General features: G+C 33.8%; 15 protein-coding genes. 14 read left to right on the forward strand and 1 reads right to left on the reverse strand.

Annotation, left to right across the window (positions count from 1 at the left end; genetic code table 11):
• Positions 1–102: 102 nt before the first annotated feature.
• From uvrC to DM397_RS10740, 8 genes are all read left to right on the forward strand, one after another.
• A complete protein-coding gene (gene uvrC / locus DM397_RS10705; protein ID WP_162615478.1) occupies positions 103–1,893 on the forward strand; it encodes an excinuclease ABC subunit UvrC in 1,791 nt (596 codons plus the stop codon).
• Positions 1,894–1,900: 7 nt separating this feature from the next.
• Positions 1,901–4,171, forward strand: a complete 2,271-nt coding sequence (locus DM397_RS10710) for a patatin-like phospholipase family protein (protein ID WP_111377600.1) — start codon at positions 1,901–1,903, stop codon at positions 4,169–4,171.
• 318 nt (positions 4,172–4,489) lie between these two features.
• Entirely contained in the window at positions 4,490–5,647 is a 1,158-nt protein-coding gene (locus DM397_RS10715; RefSeq protein WP_111377525.1) for a homogentisate 1,2-dioxygenase, read from the forward strand.
• A gap of 214 nt (positions 5,648–5,861) precedes the next feature.
• Positions 5,862–7,022, forward strand: a complete 1,161-nt coding sequence (hppD, locus tag DM397_RS10720; RefSeq protein WP_073415588.1) for a 4-hydroxyphenylpyruvate dioxygenase — start codon at positions 5,862–5,864, stop codon at positions 7,020–7,022.
• A gap of 298 nt (positions 7,023–7,320) precedes the next feature.
• Positions 7,321–8,091 (forward strand): DUF3108 domain-containing protein, encoded by a 771-nt coding sequence (locus DM397_RS10725; RefSeq protein WP_111377526.1) that lies wholly within the window; start codon positions 7,321–7,323, stop codon positions 8,089–8,091.
• Positions 8,091–9,032, forward strand: coding sequence for a tryptophan 2,3-dioxygenase family protein (locus tag DM397_RS10730; RefSeq protein ID WP_111377527.1), 942 nt, complete (start codon positions 8,091–8,093; stop codon positions 9,030–9,032). Before DM397_RS10725 ends, DM397_RS10730 begins: the two co-directional genes overlap by 1 nt.
• 25 nt (positions 9,033–9,057) lie before the next feature.
• The gene (locus tag DM397_RS10735) at positions 9,058–10,278 is read left to right on the forward strand and encodes a M23 family metallopeptidase (protein ID WP_111377528.1); all 1,221 of its coding nucleotides are present in this window, start codon (positions 9,058–9,060) and stop codon (positions 10,276–10,278) included.
• A 23-nt stretch (positions 10,279–10,301) separates the two neighbouring features.
• Positions 10,302–10,922, forward strand: a complete 621-nt coding sequence (locus DM397_RS10740) for a hypothetical protein (protein WP_111377529.1) — start codon at positions 10,302–10,304, stop codon at positions 10,920–10,922.
• Positions 10,923–10,938: 16 nt separating this feature from the next.
• Here DM397_RS10740 and DM397_RS10745 read toward each other — a convergent pair whose 3' ends face one another.
• The gene (locus DM397_RS10745; RefSeq protein ID WP_111377530.1) at positions 10,939–11,781 is read right to left on the reverse strand and encodes an AraC family transcriptional regulator; all 843 of its coding nucleotides are present in this window, start codon (positions 11,779–11,781) and stop codon (positions 10,939–10,941) included.
• A gap of 95 nt (positions 11,782–11,876) precedes the next feature.
• Between DM397_RS10745 and DM397_RS10750 the strand changes: the two genes are divergently transcribed.
• From DM397_RS10750 to DM397_RS10775, 6 genes are all read left to right on the forward strand, one after another.
• Positions 11,877–12,437 carry a short chain dehydrogenase gene (locus tag DM397_RS10750; protein WP_111377531.1) on the forward strand — a complete coding sequence of 187 codons (561 nt, stop codon included), beginning with the start codon at positions 11,877–11,879 and terminating at the stop codon, positions 12,435–12,437.
• Between the two features lie 11 nt (positions 12,438–12,448).
• Positions 12,449–12,934 carry a lipocalin-like domain-containing protein gene (locus DM397_RS10755; RefSeq protein WP_111377532.1) on the forward strand — a complete coding sequence of 162 codons (486 nt, stop codon included), beginning with the start codon at positions 12,449–12,451 and terminating at the stop codon, positions 12,932–12,934.
• Positions 12,935–13,048: 114 nt separating this feature from the next.
• The gene (gene pgi / locus DM397_RS10760) at positions 13,049–14,692 is read left to right on the forward strand and encodes a glucose-6-phosphate isomerase (RefSeq protein WP_111377533.1); all 1,644 of its coding nucleotides are present in this window, start codon (positions 13,049–13,051) and stop codon (positions 14,690–14,692) included.
• Positions 14,693–15,023: 331 nt separating this feature from the next.
• Positions 15,024–17,804: a TonB-dependent receptor gene (locus DM397_RS10765; protein ID WP_317048804.1), complete on the forward strand. Its 2,781-nt coding sequence runs from the start codon at positions 15,024–15,026 to the stop codon at positions 17,802–17,804.
• A 107-nt stretch (positions 17,805–17,911) separates the two neighbouring features.
• Positions 17,912–18,334, forward strand: coding sequence for a hypothetical protein (locus DM397_RS10770; protein WP_111377535.1), 423 nt, complete (start codon positions 17,912–17,914; stop codon positions 18,332–18,334).
• A 91-nt stretch (positions 18,335–18,425) separates the two neighbouring features.
• On the forward strand, positions 18,426–18,914 hold the full coding sequence (locus tag DM397_RS10775; RefSeq protein WP_111377536.1) for a septal ring lytic transglycosylase RlpA family protein: 489 nt from the start codon (positions 18,426–18,428) through the stop codon (positions 18,912–18,914).
• Positions 18,915–18,924: the final 10 nt, after the last annotated feature.

The following is an 18,924-nucleotide window of genomic DNA, read 5'->3' on the forward strand; positions in this document are numbered from 1 at the left end:
GTTTTACAGAAGAGCCCTTTACAATATAAAGGGCTCTTTTTTTTTGACGAAGAAACTCAAAAGAATTTTAAACTTTAAGCTCAATAGTTTAATTTTGTAATTATGCAGAGTCCTCTTGAACTTCAAATTATTACCTTACCCGATAATCCTGGCGTTTATCAATATTATGATAAAGACGGGAAAATCTTGTATGTCGGAAAAGCCAAAAATTTAAAAAAAAGGGTTTCATCCTATTTCAATAAAATTCACGATACTGCCAAAACCAACGTTCTGGTAAAAAAAATCGTAACGATAAAACACATCGTAGTTCCAACCGAAACTGATGCGCTTTTATTAGAAAACAATTTAATTAAAACACTTCAGCCGAGATACAACGTTTTGCTTCGTGATGACAAAACGTACCCTTGGATTTGTATTAAAAAAGAACCTTTTTCGAGAATATTTTCAACTCGAAACATGATCAAGGATGGCTCTGAATATTTTGGTCCATACACCAGTTTCAAAACAGTACATACTATTTTAGATTTAATTAAAGAATTATATCCGCTTCGAACTTGCAATTACGATTTGAGCGAATCGAACATTAGTTCAGGAAAATTTAAAGTTTGTTTGGAATATCATATTGGCAACTGCAAAGGCCCTTGTGAAGGTTTGGAACCTTTGGAAGAATACCAAAAACAAGTCAATGCTATTCGCGAAATCCTAAAAGGAAACTTCAAAGAAAGTTTAAAGGATTTCAAGAAATTGATGAACAACTATGCTCAGAATCTACAATTTGAAGAAGCACAAAAAATAAAAGAGAAAATTGAGGTTTTAGAAAACTATCAATCAAAATCGACAATCATCAATCCGAAGATTACCAATATTGATGTTTTCTCTATTGTTTCCGATGAAAGTGCGGCTTTTGTCAACTTCCTTCAGATTTCTCATGGTTCAATTATCCGTTCGCACACTTTAGAAATGAAGAAAAAATTGGACGAAAGCGATGAAGAATTATTAGAATTAGCTATTGTAGAACTTCGCGAGCGTTTTCAATTATTATCAAAAGAAATTATTGTTCCTTTTGAAATGGATTTGGGCGAAAATATCAAAATCACTGTTCCGCAGCTTGGAGACAAAAAACAGATTCTGGATTTATCGATTCGAAATGCGAAATTCTATCGAATCGAACAATTAAAACAATTACAGATTGTAGATCCCGATCGTCATGTTAATCGAATTATGGCGCAGATGCAGAAAGATTTACGTCTTCCGTCTGAACCAAGACATATAGAATGTTTTGATAACTCGAATATTCAAGGAACAAATCCTGTTGCGGCTTGTGTCGTTTTTAAAGACGGAAAACCAAGCAAAAAAGATTACCGCCATTTTAATGTCAAAACCGTTGAAGGTCCAAACGACTTTGCTTCGATGACCGAAATCGTATATCGCCGTTACAAAAGATTATTGGACGAAAACGAACCGCTTCCGCAATTGATTATTATTGACGGTGGAAAAGGACAGCTTTCGGCAGCATTAAAAAGTATTGATGATTTAGGCTTACGCGGAAAAGTGGCTATTATTGGAATCGCAAAACGTTTGGAAGAACTTTTCTATCCAGGCGATTCGATTCCGTTATATCTAGACAAAAAATCAGAAACTTTAAAAGTGATTCAGCATTTACGAAACGAAGCACACAGATTCGGAATCACATTTCATAGAGATAAACGCAGCAAATCGGCACTTAATTCTTCGGTTGAAAGCATTCCGGGAATTGGCGAAAAAACCATGACAACATTAATACAACATTTCAAAAGTGTTAAAAGATTGAAATTGGCTACAGAAAAAGAAATTTCAGCCGTTGTAGGTGTTTCTAAAGCCAAAAAAATTGTCGACTTTTACAAAACCAATTAAAGTTTTTATGCGTTCATTCCAACTGTACATTTCAAAAATTTGGTTCAAAGGAGCTTCTTCGTGCGCATTCTCATTTGTTTTATTGATGACCTTTTTGTTTTCGCAAGAATCTTTTTCTCAAGAAGCAAAAAAAGACAGCGTAAAGAGACCTAAAATTGGTTTGGTTTTAAGCGGTGGTGGCGCCAAAGGTTTTGCTCATATCGGAGTTTTAAAAGTTCTGGAAGAAGCCGGAATCAAAATTGATTATATTGGCGGTACCAGTATGGGTTCTGTAATTGGAGGACTTTATGCTTCTGGATACAATGCTTCACAGATTGATTCCATTTTCAAAAAAACCAATTTTGACGAATTAATAAACGATTACATTCCGCGTTCATCCAAAAACTTTTATGGCAAAAAGAATGACGAGCTGTATGCAGTTGTTTTACCGTTTAGCAATTTTAGAATTGGCATTCCTGAAGCACTTTCAAAAGGAATGTACAATTATAATTTGCTAAGCAGTTTGACTAGAAATGTGCGTCATGTTCGTGATTTCAACAAACTCCCAACTCCGTTTTTATGTATCGGAACCAATATTGAAACTGGCGAAGAAGTATTATTAAATAAAGGAAATCTCGTTCAAGCCATGATGGCAAGTGCGGCTTTTCCTTCCCTATTTACTCCAGTAGAAATTGATGGGAATCTGTTGGTTGATGGTGGTGTGGTAAATAATTACCCAATACAGGAAGTTCGCAATCTTGGTGCTGATATTATTATTGGGGTCGATGTTCAGGACGATTTGCTGAAAAGAAAGAACCTGAAAAATGCCACTAGAATTTTGGTTCAGATTACCAATCTGCAATCTATCGAAAAAATGAAAAACAAAAGAAAGGATACCGATATTTATATTAAACCGGATATTCGTGACTTTGGTGTTATTTCATTTGACCGAGGAGAAGAAATCATCAGAAAAGGAGAAGAAGCCGCTTTTGCTGTTTATGAAAAACTCAAAACCTTGACGGATGAAAGCAATTTTTATAAAAAACCAAAACTAAAACTGGCTTCAGATACTCTTCATATTCAAGATATAAACACTGACAAATTAGAAAATTACACTAAAGAATACATTCGAGGCAAACTTCGTTTCAAACCAGGAAGCACCATAACCTATGATGGACTTAAAGCTGGGATAAACAACTTAAACGCAACACAAAACTTTAGCACAATCTCCTATTGCCTTCAACCAGATGGCGATAAAGACGACTTGGACTTAGTTTTAAGAGAAAACCCAACTCAGACTTATTTAAAACTTGGACTTCATTATGACGGTCTTTACAAAAGTGCCGTTTTATTAAATCTAACACATAAAAAGACTTTCTTAAAAAACGATGTTACTTCTCTCGATATTATTTTGGGTGATAATTTCAGATATGATTTTAACTATTATGTCGAAAATGGTTTTAACATCAGCTTTGGCTTCCGTTCGAGATTGAATCAATTTAATCGAAATGTAACTACTAGTTTGAGTGGCGTTCTCAAAGAGAATCCCAATGTTAACCTTATTAATGTTGACTTTATGGATATAACCAATCAGGCTTATTTCCAGACTATTTTTGTACAGAAATTTTTAATGGGCGGTGGTTTAGAATATAAGTATCTAAAAATTAGCTCACCAACTCTTACAAACGAAGACAACACAATTGAAAAAAGCAATTATTTTAGTGCCTTTGCCTATTTAAAATACGATTCGCTAGACGAAAAATATTACCCAAGTTCTGGATTGTATTTTTCTACAGATCTGCAGACTTATATGGCATCGTCAGATTACACCAATCAATTTAAGCCTTTTTCGATTGCAAAAGCCGAGGTATCAATTGTTAGACCACTATTTAAAAAAGCAACGATAAAATTTGGAACCGATGCGGGATTTAATATTGGCAGCGACAGCGTTCCGTTTTTTGATTTTATATTTGGAGGTTATGGCTACAACAAAATAAACAATTTCAATTATTTCTATGGCTACGATTTTCTAAGTATTGCTGGCAACAGTTACATTAAAGCTGACATCAATATTGATTACGAAATCTTCAAAAAAAACCACATCAATGTATCAGCTAATTTTGCCAATTTGGGAGATGACATTTTCTCTTCTGTCGATTGGGTTTCTATGCCAAAATATACTGGTTATGCCGTGGGTTATGGTTTAGAAACCATCATTGGTCCTATAGAAGTAAAACAATCTTGGTCTCCAGAAATGTCAAAAAGTTTTACGTGGTTTAGCATCGGGTTTCAATTTTAGTAGTATAATCGAGAATACTTCAATAAATTCTGCCTATTTTTTTATATCATAAAAATTATATCAAAAAAACTAAGTTATTTTATAGTTATAAATAATATAATTTTTATTTTTACTCCGAAAAAATTACGACATTTGTTATAATGAAAACAAATTGGACAGGTTTATTAGAGTATCTTCAATTCCTCATCAAGAGAAATCCTGAGTAATGGCTCTATCGAATTGAAATAATCAGTCAATTGCAAAAATTGAACTGATTATTATCTCTGCAATTCAAATTTTCGAATTATCTAATTTACTAATTATCTAATTGAAAAAGCCATGCCACTATATCATAAACTTGGGGATTTTCCTCAAAAGCGACACACCCAATTTGAAAAACCAAATGGAGGTTTTTATTACGAACAATTGTTTGGAACCGAAGGTTTTCACGGACATTCGTCGCTATCATATCATGTACACAGACCAACACAGGTTAAAGAAATTTTAAACTCTTATTCGGTTGAACCAAAAATTGCAATCGGAAAAAATATAAAATCGCTTCTTTTTAAAGGTTTTGAATTGAAACCTGAAAATGATTTTCTGGACAGCCGAAAAGCAATGTTAGTCAATAAAGACTGTATTATTGGTTTGGCTGCGCCGAAAGAATCACTTCGAAACTATTTCTATAAAAATGCCGATGCCGATGAAATGCTTTTCATCCATAGAGGAAAAGGAAAATTAAGAACCATGTTAGGAAATATTCCGTTTGAATATGGCGATTATTTGATTATTCCACGTGGCATTATTTATCAAATTGATTTCGAAACCGAAGATAACCGATTATTTTATGTAGAATCGTACTCCCCTTTTTATACTCCAAAACGTTACAAAAACCAATCTGGTCAGCATTTAGAACATTCTCCTTTTTGCGAGCGTGATTTTATTTTGCCAAATGAATTGGAAACGCACGACGAAAAAGGTGATTTTTTAATTAAAATCAAAAAAGAAGGGATGATGCACGAAGTGGTTTACGCCACACATCCGTTTGACGTTGTAGGCTGGGATGGCTACAATTTTCCATACGGATTTTCAATTCATAATTTCGAACCTATAACTGGGCGTGTTCACCAACCGCCACCAGTACACCAAACTTTTGAAACAGCTACTTTTGTAGTTTGTTCATTCTGCCCAAGACTTTACGATTATCACCCAAAAGCTATTCCAGCACCTTACAATCACAGCAATATAGATTCTGACGAAGTGCTATATTATGTTGACGGTGACTTTATGAGCCGTAATAATATTGAGCAAGGTCATATCACTTTACACCCAAAAGGAATTCCGCACGGACCAGCGCCTGGCGCAATGGAACGTAGTATTGGTCATAAAGAAACTCAGGAATTAGCTGTTATGGTGGATACTTTCCGTCCATTAATGGTTACTGAAGAAGCGATGGGACTTGACGATGGTCAGTACTACAAATCTTGGGTTGAATAAATTAATGTAACGCAAAGTTCGCAGAGGATTTTTCGCAAAGTTCACAAAGATTCTAATGACGTTTTACTCAAACGAGTTCACAAAGCTTTGCGTTCTTAGCGATTTTACAAAATCTAACTTAAAAAAATCTTTGCGCTCTTTGCGGTAAAAAAAACTTAAACACAACATTTCGGAAAATCAATTAAACGATTAACCGATTAAACAAATAAACATCATGTCAAAAGAAGTAAAATCAGTAGAATACGGATTAGAGAAAATATTTGAAGGAGCACAAGATTTCCTTCCATTATTAGGAACAGATTATGTAGAATTTTATGTGGGTAATGCAAAACAAGCAGCACACTATTATAAATCTGCATTCGGATATCAGTCATTGGCTTACGCCGGATTGGAAACTGGAGTAAGAGACAGAGCATCTTATGTTTTGAAACAAGATAAAATCAGAATTGTTTTAACGACTCCTTTAACAGCAGATTCTCCAATTAATGAACATTTGAAAAAACACGGAGACGGAGTAAAAGTTGCTGCACTTTGGGTTGAAGATGCTACAAAATCTTACGAAGAGACTATGAAACGTGGAGCGCGTTCTTTTATGGAACCAACGGTTGAAGAAGATGAATTTGGTCAGGTAGTTCGTTCTGGAATTTACACTTACGGAGAAACCGTTCACATTTTCGTAGAAAGAAAAAACTATAATGGTGTTTTCTTGCCAGGTTACAGAGAATGGAAATCTGACTTTAACCCAGAACCAACGGGATTAAAATACATTGACCACATGGTTGGAAATGTAGGTTGGAACGAAATGAATACTTGGGTAAAATTCTACGAAGAAGTTATGGGATTTGTAAACTTCTTATCATTTGACGACAAACAAATTACCACAGAGTATTCTGCTTTGATGAGCAAAGTAATGTCTAACGGAAATGGAAGAATTAAATTCCCAATCAACGAACCAGCAGAAGGAAAGAAAAAATCTCAAATTGAAGAATATTTAGACTTCTACGGCGGACCTGGAATTCAGCATATCGCTATCGCTACAGATGATATTATTAAAACAGTATCACAATTAAGAGCGCGCGGTGTTGAATTTTTATCAGCTCCTCCTCATACATATTACCAAGCAATTCCTGAAAGATTAGGAGTTCACATGGATATGATGAAAGAAGATTTGAACGAAATCGAAAAACTAGCTATCATGGTTGATGCCGATGAAGATGGCTACTTATTACAGATTTTTACAAAGCCAGTTCAAGACAGACCGACGCTTTTCTTCGAAATTATTCAAAGAATGGGTGCAAAAGGGTTTGGTGCAGGTAACTTTAAAGCCCTTTTTGAGTCTATCGAAAGAGAGCAAGAATTGAGAGGAACACTGTAAATTGTTAATTTTGATGCACAAAACCGCATAATTCTCCAAAAAACGATGATTTTTTTGCAAATGTTATGTTAAACTTGACTTTCGCTATTTGATTTTTGAACTTTCTATCTATCTTTGCACTCGCAAATCAGGAAGGGGTGGTTTCCTTCCGAATTGATATAAATTTCATAATTTATAGTTTTTTGGTTAGTTAATAGCATAAAAACTCAGTCATCTTTGACTGAGTTTTTTTGTTTTGGTACATTTGGAATAGAATTTGCATTTATCTACCTTTATAATTAAATGTAAAGATTGTACTATGAAAAAGCTCGTCCTCATCATATTATCACTAACACTACTATCCTTCTCACCTCAAAAAGAAGACGCTTTCGACACAGGAGAATATTTCAAATTTAGAATACATTACGGATTTGTAAATGCCGGATATGCAACACTTGAAGTTAAAGATGCTACTATCAACAACAAAAAGGTATATCATTCTGTTGGAAAAGGTTACACAACTGGAATGTCCAAATTTTTCTTTAAAGTAGAAGATTTATATGAAAGTTATTTTGACAAAGAAACAGGAAAACCATACCGATATGTTAGAAAAATTGACGAAGGGGGTTACACCAAAAATCAAGAAGGTTTTTTTAATCAAAATGAAAATAAAGTTTTAGTAAAAGATTATAAACGTAAATCAGAAAAAACCATCATGGTTTCAGAAGAAGTGCAGGATATTGTTTCTGCATTTTACTACTTAAGAAATCATCCAAACATTGACAAACTTAAATCCGGCGAGGCCATTACAATCGACATGTTTTTTGATGATGAAATCACAAAATTTAAGTTAAAATATGTAGGTCGTCAAGATATTACGACTAAATTTGGAACGGTTTCTACGATGGTCTTCAAACCATTGGTGCAGACAGGCAGAGTATTTAAAGAAAAAGAAAGTTTAACACTCTGGATAACAGACGATGTAAACAAAGTTCCAATTAGAATTAAAGCAGATTTGGCAGTAGGATCTCTTAAGGCCGATCTCGATGAATATAAAGGATTAAAAAGTCCACTAAAAGCAAAAAAATAATGAACCCTACAGATCATTCTGAAGCAATTTTAAAAGAAATTGACCTAAAATTTCAAGCCATAAATCAAAAAACTGATGTTCAGTTAGAAGGATTGCTTTGGGCCAAACCAATTACTTATTGGGATTACATTCAAACAGATGCCTTATTAAATTTACAAATTCAGCGCACTACACTTCCTGACGAAATGGTTTTTATCATGTATCATCAGGTAAACGAATTAATCTTTAAAATGATCTTGTGGGAAATTGACCAGATTGCCGAAACAGAAAATATTCAGGTTGATTTTTTCAGTGAAAGATTATCAAGAATCACCAGATATTTTGACATGCTTACCAATTCGTTCAGTATTATGGAAAACGGAATGGAAGTAGATCAATACATGAAATTTAGAAATACTCTTACTCCAGCAAGCGGATTCCAGAGCGCTCAATATAGAATGATCGAATTTGCTTCGACTGATGTTATCAATTTGACAGACCGCAGATACAAAGCAAATTTTGACGAAAACACGGATTTGGAAACCAGTTTTGAACATCTTTATTGGCAGGCTGCCGGAAAAGATTATCACACTGGCGAAAAATCATATTTATTAAATGAGTTTGAAAAAAAATACAAAGAGCAGTTTTTAAGACAAATGGCTTCGTTTAAAACGAAAAATATTTGGCAAAAATTCACTCAATTACCAGTTGAAGATCAGCAAAATACAGAACTGATCGCTGCTATGCGCCATTACGACAAAACGGTAAATATTACTTGGGTAATGCAGCATCTTAATACTGCAAGAAAATACATCTTGGAAAGTGGAAAAGGAAACGGAGAAGCGACTGGCGGAAGCGACTGGCAAAAATATATGCACCCAAAATACCAAAGACGCATCTTTTTTCCTAAATTGTGGACCGAAGAAGAATTGTCCAATTGGGGAAATGAAACCGAAGTTTAATTTCACCACAAAAATTTTATAAAGTTTGAAAAAAGCAGTCGTAATTTTAATTGTCTTGTTTTCTATTTTTTCATGTAAAAAAGAAGAAGAAAAAGTAGAAGCAAAAATTACTAAACCAACAACCAAAAAAATAGAATTCGGTTTTAATTACGCAGACTTTAATATTGTTAATGATACTATTTCAAAAGGAGATTCTTTTGGCTCGATTTTGCAAAGCCAAAATATTGGAGACAAAAAAGTGCATGATATTGTTGAGCAGGTAAAAGATTCTTTTAATGTTAGAAGCATTCGTTACGGTAAACCTTTTACTTTACTTCGCGCCAAAAATAAAACCAACAATTTGGAGGTTTTTATTTATCAGCCTGATGCTTTAAGCTATTATGTTATTGATTTAAGAGACAGTATTGCCAAAGCATATAAAAAAATAAAACCAGTTACTTTAAAAAGAAAAATTATTGGAGGCGTTTTAAAAACTTCATTATCTGAAACTTTAGGAGGTGAAGATGTAGAAACAGCATTAGCGAGCAGAATTACAAAAGTCTTTTCTTGGTCTATTGACTTCTTCAAACTAAAAAAAGGTGATCGTTACGGATTAATTTTCACAGAACGTTTCATTAACGGAAAAACCTATGACGGAGTTGAAGATCTCGAAGCTGCATTTTTTGAATATAAAGGCAAAATCGTTTATGCTTTTCCTTTTGAAAGAGATACTACTTCTGGAAAGATTGAATATTATGACGATCAAGGAAAAACGCTTAAAAATTTCTTCCTAAAAACTCCGATCAAATTCAGCCGAATCACTTCTAGATTTACCATGAATAGATTTCATCCCGTACAGCATACTTGGAAAGCACATAAAGGAACCGATTACGCGGCTCCAACAGGAACTCCAATTTCTACTACTGCTTCTGGAGTTGTAGAAACTACTGGATATACAGCTGGAAACGGAAACTTTGTAAAAGTAAAACACAACGGAACCTACTCTACCCAATATTTACACATGTCTAAAATCTTGGTTCGCCGTGGACAACGCGTTACTCAAGGTCAGACAATTGGTTTAGTTGGAAGTACAGGTCTGGCTTCTGGTCCGCACGTTTGCTATCGTTTCTGGAAAAACGGCGTACAAGTTGATGCGCTTCGATTAAATCTTCCAACGGGAGAATCTTTGACAGGAAACGACAGAACTCGTTTTATGACACAAATTGAACCTCTGAAAAGAGAGTTGGACAGTATTGGAAATCTGTAAATCATCTTTTTGAATTGAAAGTCATGAAAAACGCACGCCTTAAAACCATGTATCATGAAACTTTTTCTGGTTTAAAATTATTTTACAGAGACACCAATCTTACCGAAAGTTTAATTTCAAATTACAAAGTCGGACAAATCATTCAAGAAAAAGGTTTTACCGACATGAGTTCGATTGGCGGAGGGCTTTCGGGAAATTTGAGATATTTAATTGCAAGCGCGCATGCCAAAGATTTGTCGAAATTTAATCCTGATTCGGCAAAAATTGGACATTTTCTTTTAGATTCAATTGCCTATTTTAAAGTATTGGACATTCAGAAAATCGGTGATAAAACCCAAGTTTTTCTTTTAAATATTCCAGACAATTCGATTTCACTTTTCAAAAATTCATCTTCAAACTTAGAAGAAGAAATTATAGAAAAAGCTCATAAACGCTTTCGCGAAAAAATTGATGTTGACTTAATTCCAGAATTACAGACCGAAAATTGGAAAGAAAGAACAAAATCGCCACTCGGAATGAGTGATAATGGCGAACTTTTTTTTGATGATTCTAAAATTAAAACAGAATCTCCAAAAAGAATTGATGTCGATGTTTCGAAAAAAACCATAGAGATTAACAAAAAACCTTGGTGGAAGTTTTGGTAATTAAATCTCTTAATTACTAAGAATATTTTTTTCTAAATTCCGAAGGATTCATTCCTTTATGTTTTTTAAAGACTTTATTTAAATGGCTTTCGTCCGAAAAGTTTAATTCATCTGCGATTTCATTAATTCGCATATCGCTGTTCAAAAGTCTAGCTTCAATTAACCTCAATTTGTAGTTTGCAATATATTCTTGTAATGTTTCTCCCGTTTGCTTTTTAAAATATTTACCCAAATAATTAAGCGTAATATTAAAATGCCCACTTATTTTTTCTGATTTTAACTCTTTTGGATTGTAAATATTCTCTTGAATATAATGTAGAATTTCAAGAACCATTTCTCCGGTTGTTTCTTTAATATTCTTTGGGAGTTTCAAAGCAATGTTTCTCGCAACAATTGTAATTATTGTATTTACAATCTGTTCAATAATCTTTTGATGGTAAATCTGTTGATTGTTTTGCTCACTGATTATGTTGTCAATTAATGAAGCAATTAAAGGTTTATCAATTTGATTTTTCAAAATACAACCTGGGCGATGACTTGCATTTTGCAGAATATACTCCATTCGCAAAACTGCTTCAGATTGCCCATTTTGAGAACCTGTTTTTACGTAATATTCATTAAATCGAAGAAAGAAGAATTTTGTTGGTGTTACAATTTCAAACGAATGCACATCTTGCGGCGTCACCAAAAATAGATTTCCTTTTCTATATTGAAACTTATTGTCATTAATAACTTGAATTCCTGTTCCATCAACAATATAAATCAATTCAAAGAAATTGTTTTTCCGAACTGTTTTCGGAAACTGCTCCAATTCTTTAAAATCAACTTCAAAAGGAAGATATAAATTCTTGTTTGTCATTATGTAAAAATACAATTTTAGTACCAATAAGTACAATTTTCAGCGAATGCTAACTTCTTAATTTTGTTTCAGATAACAAATTAAAAATCTGCAAAATGAAAATACTTTTAATTGGCGCAAATGGTGAAATTGGCAAAATACTGCATCCTGCTTTCGCAAAAAATCATGAAATAATTTCGGCTGGAAGAAACAGCGGCAATTTCAGAATCGACTTATCAGATTCAAATTCGATTGAAAAATTATTCGAAGAAGTTAAAAACATTGATGCTTGCATTTGTGTTGCGGGCGATTGTTACACCGGAGATTTGCTTTCGCTTGACGAAAAAAAACTAAACATTGGCATTCAGAACAAATTGCTTGGCCAAGTTAATCTGGTTTTAATTGGACAAAAACATTTAAACGATAACGGATCATTTACACTCACTTCAGGAAAAATGGGCGATAAACCCGTGAAGAACAATATTAGTAAAGCGATTGTAAATGGCGGAATCAACAGTTTTATTCTTGCAGCTTCGCTAGAATTGGAAAGAGGAATTAGACTAAATGCTATTAGTCCGGCAAAAGTCGCAGATATTCCGACTGAAGATTTAATAAACGCTTATGCAAAGAGCATTGAAGAAACTTTAAATGGAGAAATTATTAAAGTAAACTATTAAATTTTTAAAAGATGAAAAACGTAATTTTGATTTTACTGCTTTTGATTTTAAATTCAATTCACGCACAAAAAAAATCTGAATTTTCAGGTTCATGGACTTTGGTTTCGGTTGAAAACACGAATTCTGACGGAACCAAAAGCCTTCCGTACGATACAAATCCTAAGGGCTTTTTATTCTTTGATGAAAAAGGAAACTATGCAATTCAGATTTATAAAGATAAAAGGGCAAAAATTGCATCTGGAGATAAAAATAAATGCACACCCGAGGAAAACGCGGCAATTGTTCAGGGAAGCAATTCGCATTTTGGCAAATATCAAATTGACGAAACAAATAAGACTATAACTTTTAAAATAAAAACGGCATCTTTTCCAAACTGGGAAGGAACAATTCAAATGAGGTCGTACACTTTTGCAAACAACGAACTTAAATATGCGGTGACCAATACTACCCAAGGCGGAAAATCGGTAACAGCTGAAGTTGTCTGGAAAAAGTTATGACTTACTCATAAAACGTTTTCGTAACTAATTGTTATATAATTGCAAACCGCTCCCCTTTTAAAAGTTATTTCAGTATTTTTGTGTTTCAGAAAACAAACTCAATTATAGATAAAAATGGCTTTAAACACAACAAACCCAACTGGGACTGAAGCGTGGAAAAATCTACAAAACCACTATAACGCAATTCACGAAACCACAATACAAGAATTGTTTCAACAAGATAGTGCCCGTGCAGAAAAATTCAATTTACAATGGAATGATTTTTTAGTAGATTATTCAAAAAATAATATTAGTCAAGAAACGGTTTCTCTTTTATTAGAATTAGCAAATTCAATTGGATTGAAAGATGCAATTGCACAATATTTTGGAGGAGAATTAATCAATCAGACAGAAAACCGTGCAGTTTTACATACAGCATTACGTGCTCCAGAATCGGCAGTTATTAAAGTAGACGGAGAAAATGTAATTCCAGAAGTTTACGAAGTAAAAAATAAAATCAAAAACTTTACACAAGAAGTAATCTCTGGACAAAGAAAAGGTTACACTGGAAAAGCCTTTACAGATGTTGTAAATATTGGTATTGGTGGTTCTGACCTTGGCCCTGTTATGGCAGTTGAAGCTTTACAATTTTACAAAAATCACCTAAACACACATTTCGTTTCAAATGTTGACGGTGACCACGTAAATGAAGTTATCAAAAAACTAAACCCTGAAACTACTTTATTTGTAATTGTTTCTAAAACTTTTACAACTCAAGAAACGCTTTCAAATTCAGAAACTATAAAAGAATGGTTTTTAAAATCGGCTTCTCAAGAAGACATTGCAAAACACTTCGTAGCGGTTTCTACAAACATTAAAAATGTAACAGAATTCGGAATTAATCCAGACAACGTTTTCCCTATGTGGGACTGGGTTGGTGGAAGATTTTCTCTTTGGAGTGCCGTTGGTTTAAGCATTGCTTTAGCTGTTGGATTTGACAATTATAATGATTTATTAAACGGCGCCTACGAAATGGATGAACATTTCAAATCGGCAGAATTTGATGAAAACATTCCAGTTATTTTAGCTTTATTAAGCGTTTGGTACAATAATTTTTATGGTGCTGAGAGCGAAGCTCTGATTCCGTACACACAATATTTACACAAACTTGCTCCTTATTTACAGCAAGCTTTTATGGAAAGTAACGGAAAAAGTGTTGGTCGTGATGGAAAACCTGTTAACTATCAAACTGGAACAATCATTTGGGGAGAGCCAGGAACAAACTCACAACATGCTTTCTTCCAATTAATTCACCAAGGAACAAAAAGAATCCCAACAGATTTCGTCGGTTTTGTAAAACCTCTTTATGGCAACGAAGATCACCATGATAAATTAATGTCTAACTTCTTCGCTCAGACCGAAGCTTTAATGAATGGAAAAACAGAAGCGCAAGTTCAGGCAGAGTTTGACAAACAAGGACTTTCTGCTGACAAAGCATCTTACTTAAGACCGTTTAAAGTTTTTACAGGAAACAAACCAACGAATACTATTTTGATTCAAAAACTTACACCAAAAAGCTTAGGATCATTAATTGCATTATACGAACACAAAATTTTCGTTCAAGGTGTTATCTGGAACATTTTCAGTTTTGATCAATGGGGAGTTGAGTTAGGCAAACAATTGGCAAATTCTATTTTAGACGAGATCAATTCTAAAACTGTTAAGAATCATGATAGCTCGACTTCATTTTTGCTAAACCACTTCTTAAAGAATAAATAAGAGGCAAAAATTAAAAATTTCATAACATACTGAAACGTCTTAATTTAATCGAAATTAAGGCGTTTTTTCGTATAAAACATCGACTAAACGCTCAAATAAACGTTGATTTGCACATCTCTTCCTACAACAATATTCAAAAAATTATATATTTAACAAAAAAGCAATGTATTAATTCAACAAAACAATATTTTTTTTAATGAAAAAAGAAAAATTCATTTTAATGCGCAGCACAAAAGACAAAACTGTTTTTTCTTAACATTTCGATAACATTATCTGAGTTATTTGTTATAATTTTGCCAAAAACAATAAACTCAATAACAAAATGAAGAAAATGAAAAATTGGTTACTGACTGGACTATTTTTTATGATAGTTTCGACCGTATTTTCTCAAGGAAAAGTTACTGGTAAAATTACCGACGGAACAGGCGGATTACCAGGAGCAAATGTAGTGATCAAGGGGTCTACTACAGGAACTTCAACAGATTTTGATGGTAAATTTACACTTACTACACCATCAAACACAGGAGAGATTGTAATCTCTTTTTTAGGTTATGACAACCAAACTGTAAAGTTTACCGTATCAAACGCGGGAACTACAGACTTAGGAACTATCACTTTGGTAGCTTCAAATTCTAACGAATTAAGTGAAGTTGTAGTTACAAGCAGCATTATTGACGTTGCAAAGGACAGAAAAACTCCTGTTGCAGTTTCTACAATTAAAGCTGCTGAAATTCAAGCAAAATTAGGATCTCAGGAGTTTCCTGAAATCTTAAAAAGCACTCCATCTGTGTATGCTTCAAAAGCAGGTGGTGGATATGGAGATTCAAGAATTGCGATTCGTGGATTTGACCAAAAAAATATTGCCGTTATGATCAACGGTGTGCCAATCAATGATATGGAAAACAGCTCTGTTTACTGGAGTAACTGGGCAGGTATCTCTGATGTAACTTCTGCAATGCAGGTTCAAAGAGGTCTTGGAGCTTCTAAATTGGCTATTTCTTCTGTTGGAGGAACAATCAATATCGTTACAAAAACATCTGACATGAAAGAAGGTGGATCTGTTTCTTCAAGCTTTGGTAACAATAATTACTTAAAAACACAAGCTTCTTACAACACTGGAGTTATGAAAAACGGACTTTCAGCTTCTGTTTTATTTAGCAGAACAGCTGGAGACGGTTATGTAAACGCAACTGAATTTGAAGGATACAACTATTTTATTGCTTTAGGCTACAAAGCTAGCGACAAACATAACTTCCAATTTACATTTACAGGAGCACCTCAATGGCACGACCAAAGATCTCAATCTCCTCTTTTAAGTGATTTCTTAAAATACGGAAGTAATGGTACTGACCCAAACATTAAATACAACGCTGATTGGGGAATGAGAAATGGTGAGCAATATAATTTAAAAACAAATTATTACCACAAACCTGTAATGTCTCTTAACTGGGATTACGATATCAACTCTACTACAAAATTATCTACAGTAGGTTATGCTTCATGGGGACGTGGAGGAGGAACTAATACAAATGGTGGTATTAGAGGAAATAACGCTTACTCTACAAACAACTCTTTAAGAACAGCTGACGGTCTTGTTAACTTTGATTTAATTCAAAACTGGAATTCAGGTCAACCAACAACTTTAGGAACAAGAGTACCTGTAAATGGTAGATATGAGAATAGTGCTGATACGGGACGTAGCTCTACTGGTGTCATCAATAACACAGCGGGTATTTCTCAAATTGCTTCTGTAAACTCACACAACTGGTATGGTGCAGTAATCAATTTAGACAAAAAATTCTCTGAAAACTTTACATTCGATTTTGGAGTTGAGGGAAGAATGTACCAAGGTATCCACTTCCAAAACTTAATTGATTTACTTGGAGCTGATGTTTACAAAAATACAGCTGACGTAAATAACAATCCTGGTTATTTTAGCACTACTTATGCTCCAAGACCAAATGGAAATCCATTTGTTAGCACAGATTATCAAGATAGAATTAACTACTGGAATGACAGTAAAGTTAATTACTATGGAGCATTTACTCAATTAGAATATACTACTGGTAACTTTACTGCTTTCCTTCAAGGAGCTATTTCTCAACAAGCTTACCAAAGAATTGACCATTTCAAGTATACTTATGATAGCCCTCTTGCTAAAACAGGTTTCAAAACTATTACTGGTGGAGACATTAAAGCTGGAGCTAACTACAACATTAATGAGCACCATAATGTATTTGTAAATGGAGGTATATACTCAAAACAACCGTTTTTCAATGCAGTATATCCTAACAATGCTTCAATCGTTAACCCAAACCTTACAAACGAAAAAATCAAAGCAGTTGAAGTTGGTTACGGTTTCCGTTCTGGAATCTTTAACGCAAACTTAAATGCTTATTACACAACTTGGGATGACAGATTTACAACTGCAACAGATCAAGCACCAACTAACCCAAGCGGATACTACACTTTCCAAGGTGTTAATGAAATACACAAAGGTTTAGAATTAGATGTTACAGCTAAACCAATTGACAAGTTAAAATTAAACGGGATGATCTCTATTGGTGACTGGAAATACAGCGGAAATGCTACAAGTAGCCGTTTTGATGTTGCTAACAACCCAATTAGTGGAGACCAACCTTTATACCTAGATGGAGTTAAAGTTGGAAACAATGCTCAAACTACAATGGCAATTGGAGCTGCTTACGAAATCTTAAACGGTCTTAATGTTGATGCAAACCTTAACTATTCTGAGAAGTTATTTGGAAACATCGATGTATCTAAATTTTCAGCTGCAAACAACAAAGGAGCAATGGAATTGCCAGGTTTCGCAACTACAGATGCTGGTGTATCATACAAATGGAACATCTCTCCTAAGATTGGCGCATTAAACTTTAGATTAAATGTAAACAACGTTTTTGATAAAATTTTCATCAACGAATCATTTACAAACATCTTTACAAGTGATTACAAAACTGCTCCTACTACAGCAAACCCTGCTGGTGTAACTTATGCACAAGCTGGAGAAGTTTACAACGGAGTTGCTACTGCAAACAGAGTTTACTTTGGTTACGGAAGAACTTGGAACTTTAGTTTACGTTACGATTTCTAAAATTTAGAATCTAAATAAATAATAAAAACGGCATTGACTTTTAAGTTTAATGCCGTTTTTTTATAGCCTTTTTTGCTATATTTGTTTTTAAACAAAAAACACCCCTTATGTATAATTTTCTACAAAAATTTCACTCTGGCTGGGCATACTTAGCATTGCTTCTTCTGCTAGTTGCAGTTGTTAACGCAATTATCGGAGTAACTTCAAAAAAAGAATTTACAGCTAAAGATCGTAAAATCGCTTTATTTGCTTTAATTGGCACACACACTCAATTATTGATTGGTTTAATCTTATATTTTGTTTCTCCGCTTGGACTTCAAGTATTAGGACAAATGTCCAATGCAGATTATAGATTAACATCATTAGAACACCCCCTAATTAACATTATTGCTATCATCCTAATTACTATTGGATGGTCTAAACATAAAAAATTAGTTAATAGCGAAGCTAAATTTAAAACCTTTGCTATTTTTTACACATTAGGATTATTGCTTATTTTAAGTAGAATTCCATGGAACCTTTGGTTCTAAAAAATACCAATTAAAAGCCCTTTATCAGGGCTTTTTTTATCTCGGCATATTATTTGTACAAACTCCCCCCAAGTCTGAAAAAGAATAACCCATGAGAAATAAAAAAAACATTTTATTCGCCACAATCGCCTTAACCCTAATTAGCGGCTTTACCTATATGATAAGCCAGACCAAACCTACAACAGAACCTAAAATCATTCAAGATACTGTTAAAAATGTAAAACCAACTATTATCCCATTACCGGATTCGGTTTTTACAGACAAAGGTTTAAAACTTAGACCATACAAGAAAAACGCTCATGCCTCCTACTATGCTGATCGTTTTAATGGAAAAAGAACTGCTAACGGAAGTCGATTTAACAACAACAGCTACACAGCGGCTCACAAAAAACTTCCTTTTGGAACTAGAGTAAAAGTAACCAATGAAGCCAATGGCAAATTTGTTATCGTCAAAATTACAGACCGCGGTCCATTTGTAAAAACTCGTGAAATCGATTTGTCTAAAAGAGCTTTTATGGACATCACAAAAAATAAAGGTGCCGGAGCAATGAAGGTTACCATCGAAACCATAATCGAATAAAAAAAAACCG

The organism is Flavobacterium nitrogenifigens, assembly GCF_003254565.1.
GTDB classification, from domain to species: domain Bacteria; phylum Bacteroidota; class Bacteroidia; order Flavobacteriales; family Flavobacteriaceae; genus Flavobacterium; species Flavobacterium nitrogenifigens.